This window comes from Curtobacterium sp. MR_MD2014, assembly GCF_000772085.1.
In the GTDB taxonomy this organism is placed as follows: Bacteria; Actinomycetota; Actinomycetes; order Actinomycetales; family Microbacteriaceae; genus Curtobacterium.
This window is the reverse complement of the sequence record NZ_CP009755.1, coordinates 3191593-3208886: the sequence shown is the minus strand read 5'-3', so window position 1 is coordinate 3208886 and position 17294 is coordinate 3191593. Positions and strand designations below refer to the sequence as shown.

The window sequence follows — 17294 nt, the reverse complement described above, 5'->3', positions numbered from 1 at the left end:
CGGTGATCGCGACATGGCGAGAGCGGAACGGATCACCGGCGCAGGGCGCCGTCTGTGGCGGTGGAGTCGGGACTCCGGCACCCAGCCGCGGTTGTTGCTGGCCGGCAAGGCCGCGCTGGCCGCCACGATCGCGTGGACCCTGGCGAAGTACGCGCCGGGCGTCGCCGCGGAGTACCCGTACTACGCACCGCTCGGTGCGATCGTCGCGATGCGCACGACCGTCTTCGCGGGGATCCGGGCCGGCGTCCAGACGCTGGTCGGCATCACGCTCGGCATCCTGATCGCCGGGTTCACGATGCTCATCGGCGATCCCGGGGTCATCGCGGTCGCGCTCGTCGTCGGCCTCGGGGTGCTCGTCTCGGGCTTCCGGATCCTGGGCGAGGGGTACTCGTGGGTGCCGATGGCGGCGCTCTTCGTGCTCCTCATCGGCGGCGGCAACGCGGAGGGCTACTCGTTCGCGTACGTCGTGCAGATGGCGATCGGCATCGGCATCGGGCTCGCGGTGAACTTCGCCGTGGTCCCGCCGCTGCACTTCTGGGACGCCGAGCGCCGCATCGACCAGGTGAACGCCGTGCTCGCGCAGCAGCTCGACGACCTGGCGGACGTGCTCGACGAGGGCGAGCCGGACACCGGTGCCTGGGACCGCCAGCAGGAGCGGCTGGACAAGGCGATCGCCGAGGTGCGGGACCGCGTCTCGACTGCGCAGGAGGCGCGCCGGATGAACCCCCGGAGCGTGCTGCGGGGGCCGCGTGCGCGCCTGCAGACCGACGGCGCGCGCTTCCGGGCGCTCGAGCGCGTCGCCTGGTACACGACCGACCTCACCGAGCTGGTCGCCCGTTCGGGTCCGGTCGCGGAGAACATCGGGCGGCCGGACCCGGCGTTCGCAGGACCCTTCGCGGCCGCGCTCCGGAAGGTCGCCTGCGTGGTTCGCGGTGACTGCGAGGAGGACGGGGCGGACGAGTCGATCGCCGACCTCGAGCGCGCCATCGACGCCAGTGACGCGGACCCGTCGCAGGTGACGGTGACCTCCAGCGCGATCGTCGCGCTGCGCGGGGTGCTCGAGTCCGAGAAGCGGGCGACCGCCGACGTCGACACCGAGACCGGGCCCTCGGGACGACGCGGTTGAGGTCCCGCCCCGCAGTGGCGTCGCGCTCCGGTACCGGTCGTCCGTAGACTCCGAGGGTGCCCGTCGCGTCCCGTGTCGCCGTCCTCGGACCGGTGACGGTGGCGGGCCCGGACGGTGCCGCGGTCGCCGTTCCCGGTGCACTCGCGCGGTCGTTCCTGACCGCGCTGGTGCTCGCACCCGGCCGTGCACTCGGCACCGAGGCACTGATCGACGAGCTCTGGGGTGCGGACCGGCCGAGGGGCGCCCGGGCGGCCCTGCAGACCCTGGTCTCCCGACTGCGCCGGACGACGGCGGACGGTCTCGTCGTGTCGACCAGCACGGGGTACGCGCTCGGTGGCGACCCGGCGGACGTCGACCTCGTCGCCGCGGAGCGGGCCGTGCACGCACCCGACACCGCAGCGGTGCGGGGAGCGCTCGGCCGGTGGCGGGGCGCACCGGGTGCGGACGTCGACGGGGACCTGGGCTCGGCGCTCGCCGACCGCGCGGCCGCGGTCGAGCACGCCCTGCGTCGGCGGCTCGCCGTCCTGCTGCTCGAGGACGGCGACGCCGCCGCTGCTGCGACCACCTGGCTCGCCGAGGTCGACGCGGCGCCCTTCGACGACACGGCGGTCGGCGGAGCGATGCGCGCCCTCGACGTCGACGGGCGGACCCCGGAGGCACTCGCGGTGTTCGCCGCGCACCGCGGACGGCTGGCGGACGGACTCGGGGCCGATCCGTCCGCGGAGCTCGTGCGGCTGAACGCCGAGCTCCTGCGTCGGTCGGCGTCCGCGACCGACCACCCGGTCCGGCGGACCGGGCTCCGGGTCGCGCCGAACGAGCTCGTCGGGCGGCAGGACGACGTCGCGACGGTGTCCCGGTCGCTCGACGAGCACCGCCTGGTCACGGTGCTCGGCCCGGGCGGACTCGGCAAGACGCGTCTGGCGCAGGCCGTCGCCGCCGCGCTGCCCCCGACCACGGGCGTCGTCGTCTGCGAGCTCGCACCGATCGACGACGGCGAGGACCTGCTGCCTGCCCTCGGCGCACTGCTCGGGATCACCGAGGTCCGGACGGCGCGCATGCTGCAGGACGCGGTCGTCACCGACCTGTGGGGCCGGGTGGTGCGTGCCCTCGACGACGGACCGACGGTGCTCGTGCTCGACAACTGCGAGCACCTGCTGCAGGCCGTGGCCCGCTGCACGGCCGACCTGCTCGCCGCCGTGCCCGGCCTGCGGGTGCTCACGACGTCCCGGGCACCGCTCGCCATCGCGGGCGAGGTCGTCGCACCCCTCGGACCGCTGCCGGTCGAGGCCGACGGCGCGGCGGTCCGGCTGTTCACCGAACGCGCCCGTGCCGCTCGGCCCGGTGCGGTGCTGCCCGTGGACGCGGTGCGCAGGATCTGCACCCGACTCGACGGGTCGCCGCTCGCCATCGAGCTCGCCGCCGCCCGCATCCGGGGGATGTCGGTCGACGAGGTCGAACGGCGGCTCGACGACCGCTTCGCCCTGCTGCGCGGTGGTGACCGGAGCGCTCCCGAACGGCACCGCACCCTGCTCGCCGTCATCGAGTGGAGCTGGCGGCTGCTCGACGAGGGCGCCCAGGACCTGCTGACCCGCCTCGCACTGTTCCCCGACGGTGTCGCGGTCGAGGCCGTCGAGTCGGTGGCGGAGCCCGGACGGCGGTGGGACGCGCTCGACGACCTCGCCGACCTGGTGGAACAGTCCCTCGTGCAGCTCGTCGAGGTCGAGGGGGAGCCGGTCCGCTACCGACTGCTCGAGACCGTGCGCGAGTTCGGCGCCGCACGCCTGGCGGCGCGGGGCACCACCGAGGCCGTGCGGGCGGCCATGACCGCGTGGGGCCGGGAGCTGTCGGCAGCGCGCAACCTGTTCGCACTGCGGGGTCCGGCGCAGCTCGTCGCGTTCACCGAGGTCCGCCGCGAGGCCGACACGCTCGTCACCCTGCTGCGCTGGGCGATCCGCGCCGACGACGTGCCGACGGTGGCGCAGGTCTTCGCGGCCCTCGGCGGGTACTGGACGCTCCGCGGGCTGCACCGCGAGGTCGCCGCGACCGCACCCGACGTCGTCGCGGCGCTGCGGTCGCGCGTGCCGGCGCCGGCCGACCGCACCGCGACGGTGATCGGCCTCGTGATGTGCGGTGCGACCGCGGTGTTCACCGACCTCCGCACCACCGCCCGGGCGATCAGCGGACTCCGGGAGCTGCACCGCTCCGGGCGTGCCGAGGACCCGGTCGTCGACGCGCTCGCCGGGCTCCTGCTCGCCCTGCCGCGACCCGAGCAGGGCTCCGCCGAGCTGGCACGGCTGCGTGCCCACCGGGAGCCCGCGGTCGCCCTGCTCGGCCACCTGCTCAGCGCGCCGCTGGCCGAGAACGACGGCGACCCGGCCGGGGCGCTGCGGTACATCCGGCGTGCGGAGGAGCTGGCACGGACGACCGGAGAGGCCTGGACCACGGGCACCGTCGCGGTCACGCTGACTCAGCTGCTCGCGCAGTCCGGGCGGTACCGGGAGTCCCTCGCCGCCGCCGTCACCGCCCGGGAGGACCTCGAGCTGTTCGGGGCGGAGGACGACCTGTACGAGATCGGGTGGACCGTCGGTCTCGCCTCGGCCGCGACCGGCGACGTCGACCGTGCACGTGCCGTCGCAGCAGACCTGCGGCACCGGCCCGACGGCGGCCGCGGCGGGTTCGACGACCGCGGGCTGATCGCCGTGCTCGCGGTCGCGATCACCGCCGAGTGCGCGCGGTACGAGGGCGACCTCGCCGGGGCCGCGGCGGCGTACGCCGCGGCCTGGGACGTCGTGCAGCCCGGTCGCGGACCCGCCGCGCACTGGGCGCTGACGGCGGGGGCGGCACGCATCGCGGCGGTGGACGAGGCGGGCGCGGGCCGGACCGACGGCGCGGCCCCGGGCCTCCCGGCAGCCGAACTGGCTGTCGCCCGCCGGATCCGTGTCGGCACCCTCGTGCAGCTGCGGCTCCGCCAGGCCCGCCGGGACGTGCCCGTCATCGGGACGGCACTCGCCGGGCTCGCGATCGCGTACGCGCGCACCGGACGTCCGGACACGGCTGCCGCGTGCTGGGGCACGCTCACGCGGATCGGCTCGCGGCAGGACTTCGCGGTGCTCGCGCACGCCCGGCTGCGACCGCTGCTCGCCGAGGCCGTGGGGGAGCCGGCGCTCGCCGACGCCGAGACGGCCGCGGCCGGCAGGGACCGGACCGAGGCCGTCTCGTGGGTGCGGCGCGTGCTCGAGGACGCTCGCCTGCCCGGCTGACCGGCGTCCGGGCCGTCCGCTCCCGGACGGTCGCCCGGACCGTCAGGCCTTCCGCATGTACGCGCGGACCGTCAGCGGGGCGAACACCGCGACGACCACGGCCGCGCCGAGCAGGCTCAGCCAGAGGTCGCCGCCGACCACGCCGTGGTTCACCAGGTCGCGCACCGCGGTGATGAGGTGCGAGACCGGGTTGACCTCGGTGAACCAGCGCAGCCAGGCGGGCAGCGTGTCGGTCGGGACGAAGGCGTTCGACAGGAACGTCAGCGGGAACAGCACGAGGTTCGCGATGCCGGAGACGCTCGACGCGGTCCGGGCGATGACCCCGAAGTACGCGAAGACCCAGCTGATCGCCCACGCCACCACGATGACGAGCAGCGCCGCGAGGAGCACGGCGCCGAGTCCGCCGGCGGGACGCAGCCCCATGACGATGCCCACCACGAACGTGATCGTCGTCGCGATGGCGTAGCGGACGGTGTCGGCGAGCAGGGCCCCGGCGAGCGGGGCGATCCGGGCGATCGGGAGCGACCGGAACCGGTCGAACACGCCCTTGTCCATGTCCTCGCGGAGCTGCACGCCGGTGACGACCGACGACGTGATCGCCGTCTGCACGAGGATGCCGGGGATGATCACGGGCAGGTAGCTGCCGACGTCGCCGGAGATCGCGCCGCCGAAGATGTACGTGAACATCACCGTGAAGACGATCGGCATGAGCGTGACGTCGAACAGCTGCTCGGGGGTCCGGCGGATCTTCACGAGTCCGCGGTACGCCATCGTGAACGACTGGCGGACGGTGGCGGCCAGGCCGGTGCCGCCGATCCCGGGTCGGGGGGTCACGCGGGGCGAGGACGTGGTGGTGGGGGTCGGGGCGAAGGTGGTCATGCGGGGCTCCCTTCGAGCGCGCGCTCGGACTCGGTGTCGGCGTCGGCGTCCGCGGACGTCGGTGAGCCGGTGATGGTGAGGAAGACCTCGTCGAGGGTCGGCTTCTGCACGCTCATCTCGGCGAGGGAGACGCCCGCGTCGCGGAACGACACGAGCAGGTCGGTGACCCGGTCGGGCGCCGTCATCGGGGCGGTGAGCCGCGCGCCCTCCGGGCTGACGACCGCCGGGGTGCCGAGCACGCGCTCGACGAGCGACGCCGCGGTCGCGAGGGCGTCCGCATCCGCGTCCGCCAGACGGAGCTGCAGCGAGGCCGTGCCGACCGAGGACTTCAGCTCGTCCGCGGTGCCCTCGGCCACGACACGTCCGTGGTCGATGACGGCGATGCGGTCGGCGAGCTGGTCGGCCTCGTCGAGGTACTGCGTCGTGAGCAGGACGGTCGACCCGGTCGCGACGAGCTCGCGGATCGTGTCCCACATCTGCGCCCGGGTGCGGGGGTCGAGGCCGGTCGTCGGCTCGTCGAGGAAGATGAGCGGCGGCTGCGCGATGAGGCTCGCGGCCAGGTCGAGCCGGCGGCGCATGCCCCCGGAGAACTTCTTGAGCGGACGCGACGCGGCCTCGGACAGCCCGAAGCGCTCGAGCAGCTCGACCGCCTTGCGCTTCGCGTCGGTGCGGGAGAGCCCGAGCAGCCGCGCGAAGATGACGAGGTTCTCGGTGGCGCTGAGCGTCTCGTCGACGCTCGCGTACTGCCCCGTCACCCCGATCAGGGAGCGGACCGTCTGCGGCTCGCGGCGGACGTCGTGCCCGAAGACGCGGGCCTCGCCGCCGTCCGGCCGCAGCAGGGTCGCGAGCATCGAGATGGTGGTCGTCTTGCCGGCGCCGTTCGGGCCGAGCACGCCGTAGACCGTGCCGGCCTCGACGCGGAGGTCGACCCCGTCCACGGCACGGTTGCTGCCGAACGTCTTGACGAGGCCGGTCGCCTCGACGGCGAGTGGTGTGGTGGTCATCGCACAGGTCCTTTCGTCGATGTCGGGACGATCGTGCCGCCGGCCGCTCACGCGGCACTGACGTGGCGCTGACACCGGCGCACGGTCGCCGTCAGCGGGGCTGCCCGTCGCCGTCGGCGGGTACGGGCGGTCGTCGTCGTCGGCGGGGCCGGACGGGAGGCCCGCCCCGGCCCCGGTACGCTCGCTCCCGTGGCAGGGACGGACGACTCGGGTGCCGGTGTCGGCGGTGCCGTGCGGCTGCGGCTGGACGTCGCCTACGACGGGGCCGCGTTCTCCGGCTGGGCCCGGCAGCCCGGCCTGCGGACCGTGCAGGGCGCGCTCGAGTCCGCGCTCGCCACGGTCTTCACCCGGTGGGGCGCGCCGCCGCAGCTGACGGTCGCCGGTCGGACGGACGCCGGGGTGCACGCCACCGGGCAGGTCGCCCACGTCGACCTGACCGCGGAGCAGTGGGGTGCGCTCACCCGTCCGCGGCGGTCGTCGCCGGACGGCCCTCCTCGCACCTCGCTCGACGGACTCGTCAAGCGCGTGAACGGGCTCGCCGGGGCGACGGGCGACGTCGTCGTCACGCGCGCGTCGGTCGCACCGGACGGCTTCGACGCCCGGTTCTCCCCGCTCTGGCGGCGCTACGAGTACCGGGTGGCGGACGCCGACGCCCCGCGCGACCCACGTCGCCGCGGGCACACGCTCTGGCACCCGACGCGCCTGGACCCGGCGGCGATGGAGCGCGGTGCGCTGACGTTGCTCGGGCTGCACGACTTCGCGACCTTCTGCAAGCCGCGCGAGGGCGCGACCACGATCCGGACGCTGCAGGAGTTCCGCTGGGACCGCGAGCCGGACGGCGTGCTGGTGGCGCGCCTCCAGGCCGACGCGTTCTGCCACTCCATGGTGCGGGCGATGGTCGGGGCGACCATCGTCGTCGGGGAGGGCCGCTTCGGCCCGGACCGCCTCGAGGAGCTGCGGGTCGCGCAGCAGCGCACGAGCGCGTTCAAGGTCGCACCCGCGGCCGGTCTGACCCTCACCGAGGTGGGCTACCCGGGGGACGACGAGCTCGCGGCCCGGGCGGCGCAGACCCGTGCGCGCCGGACGGACGACGAGCCGGACGCCGGTACCGTCGGGGGATGAGCTCCCGCAGGCCCCGGTCCGTCGTCTCCGTGGCACCCGGTGTGGTGTTCGTCGAGGGGCCGGTCTCGAACTGGGTCGTGCTCGCCGAGGAGGACGGCGTCGCGCTGATCGACGCCGGCTACCCCGCGGACACCGCGCTCGTCCTCGACACCGTGCGCTGGGCGGGGCACGACCTCGGCGACCTCCGACGCATCTACGTCACGCACGGGCACGTCGACCACGTCGGGGGCATCCCGGGGATCCTCGAGCGGTACCCGCACGTGCAGGTCCTGGCGCACGCCGACGAGCTCGACAACGTGCGCGGGCCGCAGCGGCAGCAGGTCCGGCCGGCGGAGATCGGCGGGCGTCTCGCCGCACCGCGGACGTTCCGCTGGCTGGCGCGGGCCGTCGGTTCCGACGCCCTGCGTCCCGTGACCGTCCCCACTGCCCGGGCCTTCACCGCGCACGACTTCGCGGGGCGTGCGATGACGCCGTTCCCCGCCGTCGGGCACACGGCCGGCTCGACCGCGTACCTGTTGCCGGCCGCGAACGCCATCGTCACCGGGGACGCGGTCGTCTCGCACCACGACACGCTTCCGGGGTCGTGGCAGCCGCGACCACGCATGATCACGCCGTTCTTCACCGCGGACCAGGCGACGGCGCTCGAGTCCGCACGGGCGCTGCCGATCCCGGAGATCGTGCTGCCCGGGCACGGACCGGCCGTGCACCGGGTCGGCAGCGGGTGGGTGCCGGTCGCCGGCTGAGCGCGCCGCCGGGCACCGTCCCGTCGCCACGCTGCGCACCCCGGACGGGGGTGGACCGGATCGTTCACCTGCCGGAAACCTGAGTGGCCCCGCAGGTCGCTAGCGTGCTGGAGTCCCCCTCCTCCTGCCGAAGGTCAGCATGCCCAACCTCCTGCGGCGCACCGTGCTGTGCGCCACGGTGGCAGCGACGCTCGTCGCCGCCCCGCTCGTCTCCGTCTCCACCGCCGTCGCGGACCCCGCGGGCGCCGGCCTCGTCATCGCCGAGGCGTACCTGAAGGGCGGCAGCGCGAACCAGCCGTTCACGAACAAGTTCGTCGAGATCGCGAACCCGACCGACACCGCCGTCGCCGTGGACGGGTGGTCGATCCAGTACCGGGCCGCCGCGAACACCGGCACGCCGTCGGTCGGCAAGCTCAGCGGTACCGTCCCCGCACACGGGTCGTACCTCGTGCAGATGGGCTCGAACGGGACGAACGGCCAGGCGCTGCCCACCCCCGACGCCGTGACCGGCCTCAACCCGTCCGGGTCGACCGGCACGCTCGTCCTGTCCGACCAGGCCACGGCGCTCACGCTGCCGGTCGGCTCGGTCACCACCGGGACGCCCGGCGTCGTCGACCTGCTGGGCTACGGCACGTCGAACACGTTCGAGACCGCCGTCGCGCCGACCGGGACGGCGAACTCCGTGCCGGACGCGCTGCACCGCGACGGCACCGTCGACACCGACTCCAACGCGGCGGACTTCGCCCTGGGCTCCTCGGTGACCCCGGAGAACTCCGGCGGGTCCGGCACGACGCCGACCGACCCGGGCACCCCCACCGATCCGGGCACCCCCACCACACCTGCCGAAGCGGTCACGATCGCCCAGCTGCAGGGCACGGGTCCCGCGTCGCCGTACGTGGGGAAGCGCGTCGTCACCGAGGGCGTCGTGACCGCGGTCTACGCCACGGGTGGGCTGAACGGCTACACGATCCAGACCGCCGGTACGGGCGGGGCGGTCGACCTCGCCACCCACACCGCGTCGGACGCCGTGTTCGTGTTCTCCGCCGCGACCGCGGGCAGCGTCGCCATCGGGGACGCCGTGCGCCTCACGGGCACGGTCGCCGAGTACAACGGCCTCACCGAGCTCGAGGTCGGCTCGACCGCCGACGTCGAGGGTCTCCCCGCCGCGGGCGTCGTGCAGCCGGTCCCGGCCACGCTGACCCTGCCGCGCACGGACGCGCAGCGCGAGTCGCTCGAGAGCATGCTGATCGCGCCGCAGGGCGACTACACGGTCGCCGACAACTACACGACGAACCAGTACGGCGAGATCGCGCTCGCCGCGGGCACGAAGCGCCTGATCCAGCCGACCGAGGTCGCCCGCCCGGGCAGCGCCGAGGCCGCGGAGGTCGCCGCCGACAACGCCGCGCGCACGGTGGTCCTCGACGACGGTGCGAGCACGAACTTCCTCAGCGCCGCGAACCAGTCGGTCCCGGTGTCCTGGCTCACGCAGGGCCCGGTCACGGTCGGTGCCGCAGCGACCTTCTCGGAGCCGGTCGTCCTCGACTACCGCAACGACACCTGGAAGTTCCAGCCGACGTCGCCGATCACCGGTGCGACGCCCGCGGCAGACCTGCCCGCGTCGTTCTCGCAGGTCCGCACCGCGGCCCCCGAGAACGTCGGTGGGGACCTCAAGCTCGCCGGGTTCAACGTGCTGAACTACTTCCCGACCACGGGCGACCAGCTCACCGGCTGCACGTACTACACCGACCGCGACGGCGACCCCGTGACCGTCCGCGGTGGCTGCGACGCCCGTGGCGCCGCGAACGCCGACGACCTCGAGCGCCAGCAGGTGAAGATCGTGAAGGCGATCAACGCCCTCGGTGCCGACGTGGTCTCCCTCGAGGAGATCGAGAACTCAGCACGGTTCGGCAAGGACCGCGACGCCGCCGTCGGCACGCTCGTCTCGGCGCTGAACGCGGCGACCGGCCAGGACACCTGGGCGTACGTGCCGTCCCCGGCGGTGCTGCCCGCGAGCGAGGACGTCATCCGCCTCGCCCTCATCTACAAGCAGGACCGCGTCGCACCCGTCGGCGAGTCGACCATCCTCGACGACCCGGCCTTCGTGAACGCCCGCCAGCCCGTCGCGGACGCCTTCCGCCCGGTCGGCGGGGACGCGGACGACGACTTCCTGGTGATCGCGAACCACTTCAAGTCGAAGGGCTCCGGCTCGGGCGCGGACGCCGACCAGGGCGACGGCCAGGGTGCCTCGAACGCGTCCCGCGTGGCACAGGCGACGGCGCTCGCCGCGTTCTCGACCACCGAGCAGGAGAAGTACGGCACGGACAGGGTGTTCATGCTCGGCGACTTCAACGCCTACAGCGAGGAGGACCCGATGGTCGTCCTGCGCGACGCCGGCTACACCGACCTCGGGCCGGCGAAGGACCCGACCGAGTACTCCTACGTGTTCAGCGGCCTGAGCGGTTCGCTCGACCACGTGCTGGCCTCACCCGCGGCGCTCGAGGCCGTGACCGGCGTGGACATCTGGAACATCAACTCGACCGAGTCGGTGGGCCTGGAGTACAGCCGCTACGACTACAACGTCACCGACCTGTACCGCGACGACGTGTACCGGGCGAGCGACCACGACCCGATCCTGGTCGGCTTCGACCTGGCCGAGGACGAGACCCCGACGCCGGGTGACGGTGGCACGCCGGGCAACGGCGGGACCCCAGGCGGACCCGGCCACGGCGGCGACCACCCGGGCAAGCCGGGTCACGGCGGCGACCACCCGGGCAAGCCGGGTCACGGTGACGGGAAGCCGGGCAAGCCCGGCCACGGTGACGGGAAGCCGGGCGGACCGGGTCACGGTGGCTTCGTCGCGGACGTCGTCCGTGTCGTGCTCGGGGTGTTCGGCTGGCTGCGTGGACTGTTCGGCTGAGGTGACCACGGCCCGGACGTGACCGTGTGACGGACGGGAGGCGCGGTGTCGGACGGCACCGCGCCTCCCGTCCGTCACGGCCCCGTTCGACAAGGCGAGCCGCGTCGGGTAGGCTCTCACCTTGGTCTGTGCGCCCCGTGCGCCGGACAGTCAGATGAGCCCTCCACCGGGCAGTTCCACGAGCATCGCCCGCGGAACACCCACCGGAGCGGGATTCACGGACTCCTCACCTCGACACGAAAGCAGCACTCCTGTGACTCGTACGTTCTCCCCGAAGCCGGCAGACGTCCAGCACGACTGGATCGTCATCGACGCGACCGACGTCGTCCTCGGCCGTCTCGCCACTCACGCCGCGGCGCTCCTGCGCGGCAAGCACAAGGCCACCTTCGCCCAGCACATGGACATGGGTGACTACGTCATCATCATCAACGCGGACAAGGTCGCCCTCACCGGCTCCAAGCTCGCGAAGAAGGTCTACTACCGTCACTCGGGCTACCCGGGCGGCCTCACGGCGACCTCCTACCCGGAGATGCTCGAGAAGCACCCGACCCGCGCCGTCGAGAAGGCGATCCGCGGCATGCTGCCGAAGAACACCCTCGGCCGTGAGCAGCTCAAGAAGCTGAAGGTCTACGCCGGCGCAGAGCACCCGCACGCCGCGCAGCAGCCCAAGGCGTACACCTTCGACCAGGTCGCACAGTAGTTCCGGCCACGACGACTTCAAGGACTGATAAAACTCATGGCTCAGATCGCTGACTCCCTCGACCAGACCCCGGAGAGCTTCACCACCGAGAGCGCCCCGGCGTCCTCGGAGGCCGCTCCCCGCCAGATCCTCAACGTCTCGGGCGGTGCCGTCGGGCGCCGCAAGGAGGCCATCGCCCGCGTGCGTCTCGTCCCCGGTGGCGGCTCGTTCACGGTCAACGGCCGCACGCTCGAGGACTACTTCCCGAACAAGCTGCACCAGCAGCTGATCAACGACCCGTTCAAGGTGCTCGAGCTCCTCGGCGCCTACGACGTCGTCGCTCGCATCACCGGTGGTGGCCCCTCGGGTCAGGCCGGTGCGCTCCGCCTCGCGATCGCGCGTGCGCTGAACGAGATCGACCGCGAGAACAACCGCGCCACCCTCAAGAAGGCCGGCTTCCTCACCCGTGACGCCCGCGTCATCGAGCGCAAGAAGGCCGGTCTCAAGAAGGCCCGCAAGGCGTCGCAGTTCTCGAAGCGCTAGTCGCGCGACGAACCCGATCGCAATGCCGCGTCTGTTCGGTACCGACGGTGTTCGTGGACTCGCCAACGGCGAGCTGACGGCCGCGCTGGCTCTGGGTCTCGCCCAGGCCAGCGCGGCCGTGCTCACACACGGACACCATGCGGACGCCCGCCGGGCGTCCGGTCGACCGCGCCCCCGCGCGGTCCTGGCGCGCGACCCGCGCGTCTCCGGTGAGTTCCTGGGTGCCGCGGTCGCGGCCGGTCTCGCCTCCGCCGGTGTCGACGTGCTCGACGCCGGGGTCATCCCCACCCCCGCTGCAGCGTTCCTCGTCGCGGACATCGACGCCGACTTCGGCGTGATGATCTCCGCGTCCCACAACCCCGCGCCCGACAACGGGATCAAGTTCTTCGCCACGGGCGGCCGCAAGCTGCCGGACGAGGTCGAGGACCGCATCGAAGCGGCCATGCACGACCAGTCCGCCCCGACGCCCACCGGTGGCGACGTCGGCCGGATCACCCGCTTCGCCGACGCCGAGGACCGCTACGTCGTCCACCTGCTCGGCACGCTGCCGCACCGGCTCGACGGCCTGCACGTCGTGCTCGACTGCGCGAACGGTGCCGCCGCGGGCGTCTCGCCCGAGGTCTTCGTCAACGCCGGCGCTCGCGTCACGCTCATCGGCGCGGACCCGGACGGCATGAACATCAACGACGGTGTGGGCTCGACCCACATCGACAACCTCGCCGCCGCGGTGCTGGCGCACGGCGCCGACGTGGGCATCGCGCACGACGGCGACGCCGACCGGTGCCTCGCGGTGGACGCCGCCGGCAACGCCGTCGACGGCGACCAGATCATGGCGATCCTGGCGCTCTCGCTCCAGGAGCGGGGCCGGCTCGCCGACGACACGCTCGTCGCGACCGTCATGTCGAACCTCGGGCTCAAGCGGGCCATGGCGGACGCGGGCATCACGGTGCTCGAGACCGGCGTGGGCGACCGCTACGTGCTCGAGAAGATGAACGAGGGCGGCTTCTCGCTCGGTGGCGAGCAGTCCGGCCACATCATCTTCAACGACTACGCCACCACCGGCGACGGCGTGCTGACGGGCCTGCACCTGGTGGCCGAGATGGCCCGCACGGGCAAGAGCCTGCAGGAGCTCGCGTCGTGCATGACCGTCTTCCCGCAGGTGCTCCTCAACGTGCGCGGTGTCGACCGCCACGGGCTGGACGACCAGGGCGTGCAGGACGCGATCGCCGCGGCGACCGAAGCCCTCGGCGACGCCGGTCGGGTGCTGCTGCGCCCGTCGGGCACCGAGCCCGTCGTCCGCGTGATGGTCGAGGCGGCGTCGCAGGAGGATGCGCAGCGGGTCGCCGAGGAGCTGGCCGCCGTCGTGCGCGACCGGCTGGCGATCGACGCGGCCGCGTAGGGCACTCGCACGCGACGTCCCGGGTCGTCGGAACAACCGGAAGCGGCTCGCGCCACGTGATCACGTGGCGCGAGCCGCTTCCGGTTGTTCGCGAGCAGGTCGCGCCGCGGGACGACAGAGGCGGCACGGCGGCCTCGCCCACCGCTCGCGTCAGATCTTGCGGAGCAGCACCGAGTTGACCTTGTGGTTCGCGCCCTTCTTGAGCACGAGCGTCGCCCGGGAGCGCGTGGGCAGCACGTTCTCGAGCAGGTTCGGCTCGTTGATCGCCCGCCAGACCTCGGTCGCGGTCCGGACCGCGTCCTCGCGCGACAGCGAGGCGAAGCGGTGGAAGAACGAGTCCGGGCTCGAGAACGCCTCCTCCTGCAGGGCGAGGAACCGGTCGACGTACCAGGACTCGATGTCCTTGGTCTTCGCGTCGACGTAGATCGTGAAGTCGAACAGGTCGGACAGCGCGAGCCGCCCGTGCACCGGCGGCGCGAGCACGTTGAGGCCCTCGACGATGAGGACGTCCGGCTGCCGCACGACGATCTCGGCGTCGGGGACGATGTCGTAGACGAGGTGCGAGTAGAACGGCGCACGCACCTCGGCCGCTCCGCTCTTCACCTGGCTGACGAACCGCAGCAGCGCACGACGGTCGTACGACTCCGGGAAGCCCTTGCGGTCCATGATCCCGCGGCGCTCGAGCTCGGCGTTCGGGTACAGGAAGCCGTCGGTGGTCACGAGTTCGACCCGCGGGGTGTCCGGCCAGCGCTTCGTGAGCTCGCGGAGCAGGCGCGCGACGGTCGACTTGCCGACCGCCACCGACCCGGCGACACCGATCACGAAGGGCGTCCGGCCGGCCCGCTCACCGAGGAAGCGGCTCGTCTCGGCGTGCAGGTCCCTGGCGCCGGCCGCGTACAGCGTCAGCAGGCGGGAGAGCGGCAGGTAGACCTCCTGGACCTCCTGCATGTCGAGCCGGTCGCCGAGGCCGCGCAGCTGCACGATCTCGGTCTCGGTGAGCGACAGGTGCTCCTTCGGTGCGAGCTGGGACCACTCGTCGCGCGGGATCTCCACGAACGGGGTCGGGTGCGCGACGGTGGCTTCCGTGATCGGCATGGGCACGAGCGTACAGACGGGAGGCGCGGCGGACGTGCGTGGACCGGCTGCGGTGATCCGCGCCTCCCGTCCGGTGCCCGGTGCGTGTCCGCAGGACGCGACCCGTCGTGCGGACGGTGACCGTCAGGCCGGCAGGGCCGCCTCGATGGCGGCGACGACCTCGGGGGCGTCCGGCTTCGTGGTCGGACGGAAGCGCGTGACGGAGCCATCGGGGGCGACGAGGAACTTCTCGAAGTTCCAGCTCACCCGGCCGGCCTTGCCGGAGGCGTCGGGCGTCTCCTTGAGTGCCTGGTAGAGCGGGTGGGCGCCCCTGCCGTTCACCTTCACCTTCTCGGACATCGGGAAGGTCACACCCCAGGTGGTGGAGCAGTACTCGTCGATCGCCTCGGACGAGCCGAGTTCCTGCAGGAACTGGTTGCTCGGGAAGCCGAGGACCGTGAAGCCGCGGTCGCCGTACGTCTGCTGCAGGGCCTCGAGCTGCTCGTACTGCGGCGCGAGTCCGCAGCGCGAGGCGACGTTCACGACGAGGACGGCCCGGTCCGAGAACTGCGCGAAGGTGGTGTGCTCCCCGTGCAGCGTGGTGATCTCGATGTCGTCGAAGCGTCCCATGTCCCGAACGGTATCCCCACTCCTGCCCACTTGCAGGGTTGATCTCCAGCCAGACCGTAGGATCGTGCGCATGTGTGGAATCGTGGGCTACGTCGGCAGCAAGAGCAGCCAGGAGGTCCTCCTCGGTGGTCTCCGTCGTCTCGAGTACCGCGGCTACGACTCGGCGGGCATCGCCGTCGTCGACCGGCCGGGTGACCTCGTCTCGGCGAAGAAGGCCGGCAAGCTGCAGGCCCTGGTCGAGGAGCTCGAGTCGCACCCGATCGCCGACGGCGCCACCGGCATCGGGCACACCCGCTGGGCGACCCACGGCGGCCCGACCGACGGCAACGCCCACCCGCACCTGGCGGACGGCGGCAAGCTCGCGCTCATCCACAACGGCATCATCGAGAACTTCTCCGAGCTGAAGCAGGAGCTCGTCGCCGAGGGCGTCGAGTTCACCAGCGAGACCGACTCCGAGGTCGCCGCGCACCTCGTCGGTCGTGCGTTCCGCGAGACCGGGGGCCTGACCGCTGCCATGCAGCAGGTCGTGCAGCGGCTCGAGGGTGCCTTCACGCTCCTCGTCGTGCACGCCGACCAGCCGGGCGTCGTCGTCGGTGCGCGCCGCAACTCGCCGCTCGTCGTGGGCCTCGGTGACGGCGAGAACTTCATGGGCTCCGACGTCGCGGCCTTCGTCGCCTACACGCAGCGCGCCCTCGCGATCGGCCAGGACGAGATCGCGACGATCCGTCCCGACGGCGTCGAGGTCGTGCACTTCGACGGCTCGCCGGCGACCCCCGAGGAGTTCGAGGTCAGCTGGGACGCCTCCGCCGCGGACAAGGGCGGCTGGAGCTCCTTCATGGCCAAGGAGATCAGCGAGGAGCCCGAGGCCGTCGCCAAGACGATCCTCGGTCGCGTGCACGACGGTGCCGTGACGCTGACCGACCTCGACCCGATCGCCGATCGGCTGCAGCAGGTCGACCGTGTCATCGTGATCGCGTGCGGCACGGCGGCGTACGCCGGCATCCTCGGCAAGTACGCCATCGAGCAGTGGGCACGCGTCCCCGTCGAGGTCGAGCTCGCCCACGAGTTCCGCTACCGCGACCCGGTGCTGAGCGACCGCACCCTCGTCGTCTCGATCAGCCAGTCGGGCGAGACCATGGACACGCTCATGGCCGTCAAGTACGCCCGCGAGCAGGGTGCGCAGGTGCTCTCGATCTGCAACACGCAGGGCGCCACCATCCCGCGCGAGTCCGACGCGGTGATCTACACGCACGCCGGCCCCGAGGTCGCCGTCGCGTCGACCAAGGCCTTCATCGCCCAGGGCGTCGCGCTGTACCTGCTCGGGCTGCACCTCGCCACGCTCAAGGGCACGCTCACGGCCGAGCAGATCGCCGAGCAGGTCAGCGAGCTCGAGGGCCTCGCACCGAAGCTCCAGCAGACCATCGACGACGCGTCCGGTGTCGCCGAGCTGGCGAAGTGGATGGCGGACACCCGGAGCGTGCTGTTCCTCGGCCGCCACGTCGGGTACCCGATCGCGCTCGAGGGGGCCCTCAAGCTCAAGGAGCTCGCGTACATCCACGCCGAGGGCTTCGCCGCCGGCGAGCTCAAGCACGGCCCGATCGCACTCATCGAGCCGGGGCAGATCGTCTTCGTGATCGTGCCGTCGCCGCGCGACCCGCGTTCGCTGCACCCGAAGGTGGTCTCGAACATCCAGGAGATCCGCGCCCGCGGTGCCCGGGTGATCGCGATCGCCGAAGAAGGAGACGCCGCCGTGCTGCCCTTCGCGGACGAGGTCCTGCGGATCCCGCTCGCCACGCCGCTGTTCGAGCCGCTGCTGGCCGTCGCGCCGCTGCACATGTTCGGCATGGAGCTCGCCGCCGCCAAGGGGCTCGACGTCGACCAGCCGCGCAACCTGGCGAAGTCGGTCACCGTCGAGTAG

13 protein-coding genes are annotated in these 17294 nt (G+C 72.9%); 9 read left to right on the top strand and 4 right to left on the bottom strand.

What is annotated here, in order from left to right; all coding sequences use genetic code 11:
* Nucleotides 1–13: 13 nt before the first annotated feature.
* Together NI26_RS14825 and NI26_RS14820 are read left to right on the top strand one after the other, a co-directional pair.
* Complete coding sequence (locus NI26_RS14825; RefSeq protein ID WP_144411391.1) at nucleotides 14–1126, top strand: FUSC family protein; 1113 nt, start codon at nucleotides 14–16, stop codon at nucleotides 1124–1126.
* 56 nt (nucleotides 1127–1182) lie between these two features.
* Nucleotides 1183–4386 carry a BTAD domain-containing putative transcriptional regulator gene (locus tag NI26_RS14820; protein WP_066656990.1) on the top strand — a complete coding sequence of 1068 codons (3204 nt, stop codon included), beginning with the start codon at nucleotides 1183–1185 and terminating at the stop codon, nucleotides 4384–4386.
* 42 nt (nucleotides 4387–4428) lie between these two features.
* On the opposite strand, the gene NI26_RS14815 is transcribed toward NI26_RS14820, so the two are convergent.
* Both NI26_RS14815 and NI26_RS14810 read right to left on the bottom strand, forming a co-directional pair.
* The gene (locus NI26_RS14815; RefSeq protein WP_081985125.1) at nucleotides 4429–5265 is read right to left on the bottom strand and encodes an ABC transporter permease; all 837 of its coding nucleotides are present in this window, start codon (nucleotides 5263–5265) and stop codon (nucleotides 4429–4431) included.
* The gene (locus NI26_RS14810; protein ID WP_066656989.1) at nucleotides 5262–6269 is read right to left on the bottom strand and encodes an ATP-binding cassette domain-containing protein; all 1008 of its coding nucleotides are present in this window, start codon (nucleotides 6267–6269) and stop codon (nucleotides 5262–5264) included. The genes NI26_RS14815 and NI26_RS14810 overlap by 4 nt, the downstream gene beginning before the upstream one ends.
* 189 nt (nucleotides 6270–6458) lie before the next feature.
* On the opposite strand from NI26_RS14810, the gene NI26_RS14805 reads away from it, so the two are divergent.
* The 6 genes from NI26_RS14805 to glmM all read left to right on the top strand — a co-directional run bounded on the left by NI26_RS14805 (nucleotide 6459) and on the right by glmM (nucleotide 13672).
* Nucleotides 6459–7391 (top strand): tRNA pseudouridine synthase A, encoded by a 933-nt coding sequence (locus tag NI26_RS14805; RefSeq protein ID WP_066656988.1) that lies wholly within the window; start codon nucleotides 6459–6461, stop codon nucleotides 7389–7391.
* Entirely contained in the window at nucleotides 7388–8134 is a 747-nt protein-coding gene (locus tag NI26_RS14800) for an MBL fold metallo-hydrolase (protein ID WP_066656985.1), read from the top strand. The genes NI26_RS14805 and NI26_RS14800 overlap by 4 nt, the downstream gene beginning before the upstream one ends.
* Before the next feature lie 139 nt (nucleotides 8135–8273).
* Nucleotides 8274–11051 carry an ExeM/NucH family extracellular endonuclease gene (locus tag NI26_RS14795; protein WP_081985123.1) on the top strand — a complete coding sequence of 926 codons (2778 nt, stop codon included), beginning with the start codon at nucleotides 8274–8276 and terminating at the stop codon, nucleotides 11049–11051.
* 253 nt (nucleotides 11052–11304) lie between these two features.
* Nucleotides 11305–11751: a 50S ribosomal protein L13 gene (gene rplM, locus NI26_RS14790; protein WP_022904636.1), complete on the top strand. Its 447-nt coding sequence runs from the start codon at nucleotides 11305–11307 to the stop codon at nucleotides 11749–11751.
* Nucleotides 11752–11787: 36 nt separating this feature from the next.
* Nucleotides 11788–12273 carry a 30S ribosomal protein S9 gene (rpsI, locus tag NI26_RS14785; protein ID WP_066656983.1) on the top strand — a complete coding sequence of 162 codons (486 nt, stop codon included), beginning with the start codon at nucleotides 11788–11790 and terminating at the stop codon, nucleotides 12271–12273.
* A gap of 22 nt (nucleotides 12274–12295) precedes the next feature.
* The gene (glmM, locus tag NI26_RS14780) at nucleotides 12296–13672 is read left to right on the top strand and encodes a phosphoglucosamine mutase (RefSeq protein ID WP_066656981.1); all 1377 of its coding nucleotides are present in this window, start codon (nucleotides 12296–12298) and stop codon (nucleotides 13670–13672) included.
* Between the two features lie 150 nt (nucleotides 13673–13822).
* Here the strand turns inward: glmM and coaA are convergent, their stop codons facing one another.
* Together coaA and NI26_RS14770 are read right to left on the bottom strand one after the other, a co-directional pair.
* Nucleotides 13823–14767 carry a type I pantothenate kinase gene (gene coaA / locus NI26_RS14775; protein WP_066656980.1) on the bottom strand — a complete coding sequence of 315 codons (945 nt, stop codon included), beginning with the start codon at nucleotides 14765–14767 and terminating at the stop codon, nucleotides 13823–13825.
* Nucleotides 14768–14890: 123 nt separating this feature from the next.
* Nucleotides 14891–15376, bottom strand: a complete 486-nt coding sequence (locus NI26_RS14770) for a glutathione peroxidase (RefSeq protein WP_066656978.1) — start codon at nucleotides 15374–15376, stop codon at nucleotides 14891–14893.
* 70 nt (nucleotides 15377–15446) lie between these two features.
* On the opposite strand from NI26_RS14770, the gene glmS reads away from it, so the two are divergent.
* On the top strand, nucleotides 15447–17294 hold the full coding sequence (gene glmS / locus NI26_RS14765; protein ID WP_066656976.1) for a glutamine--fructose-6-phosphate transaminase (isomerizing): 1848 nt from the start codon (nucleotides 15447–15449) through the stop codon (nucleotides 17292–17294).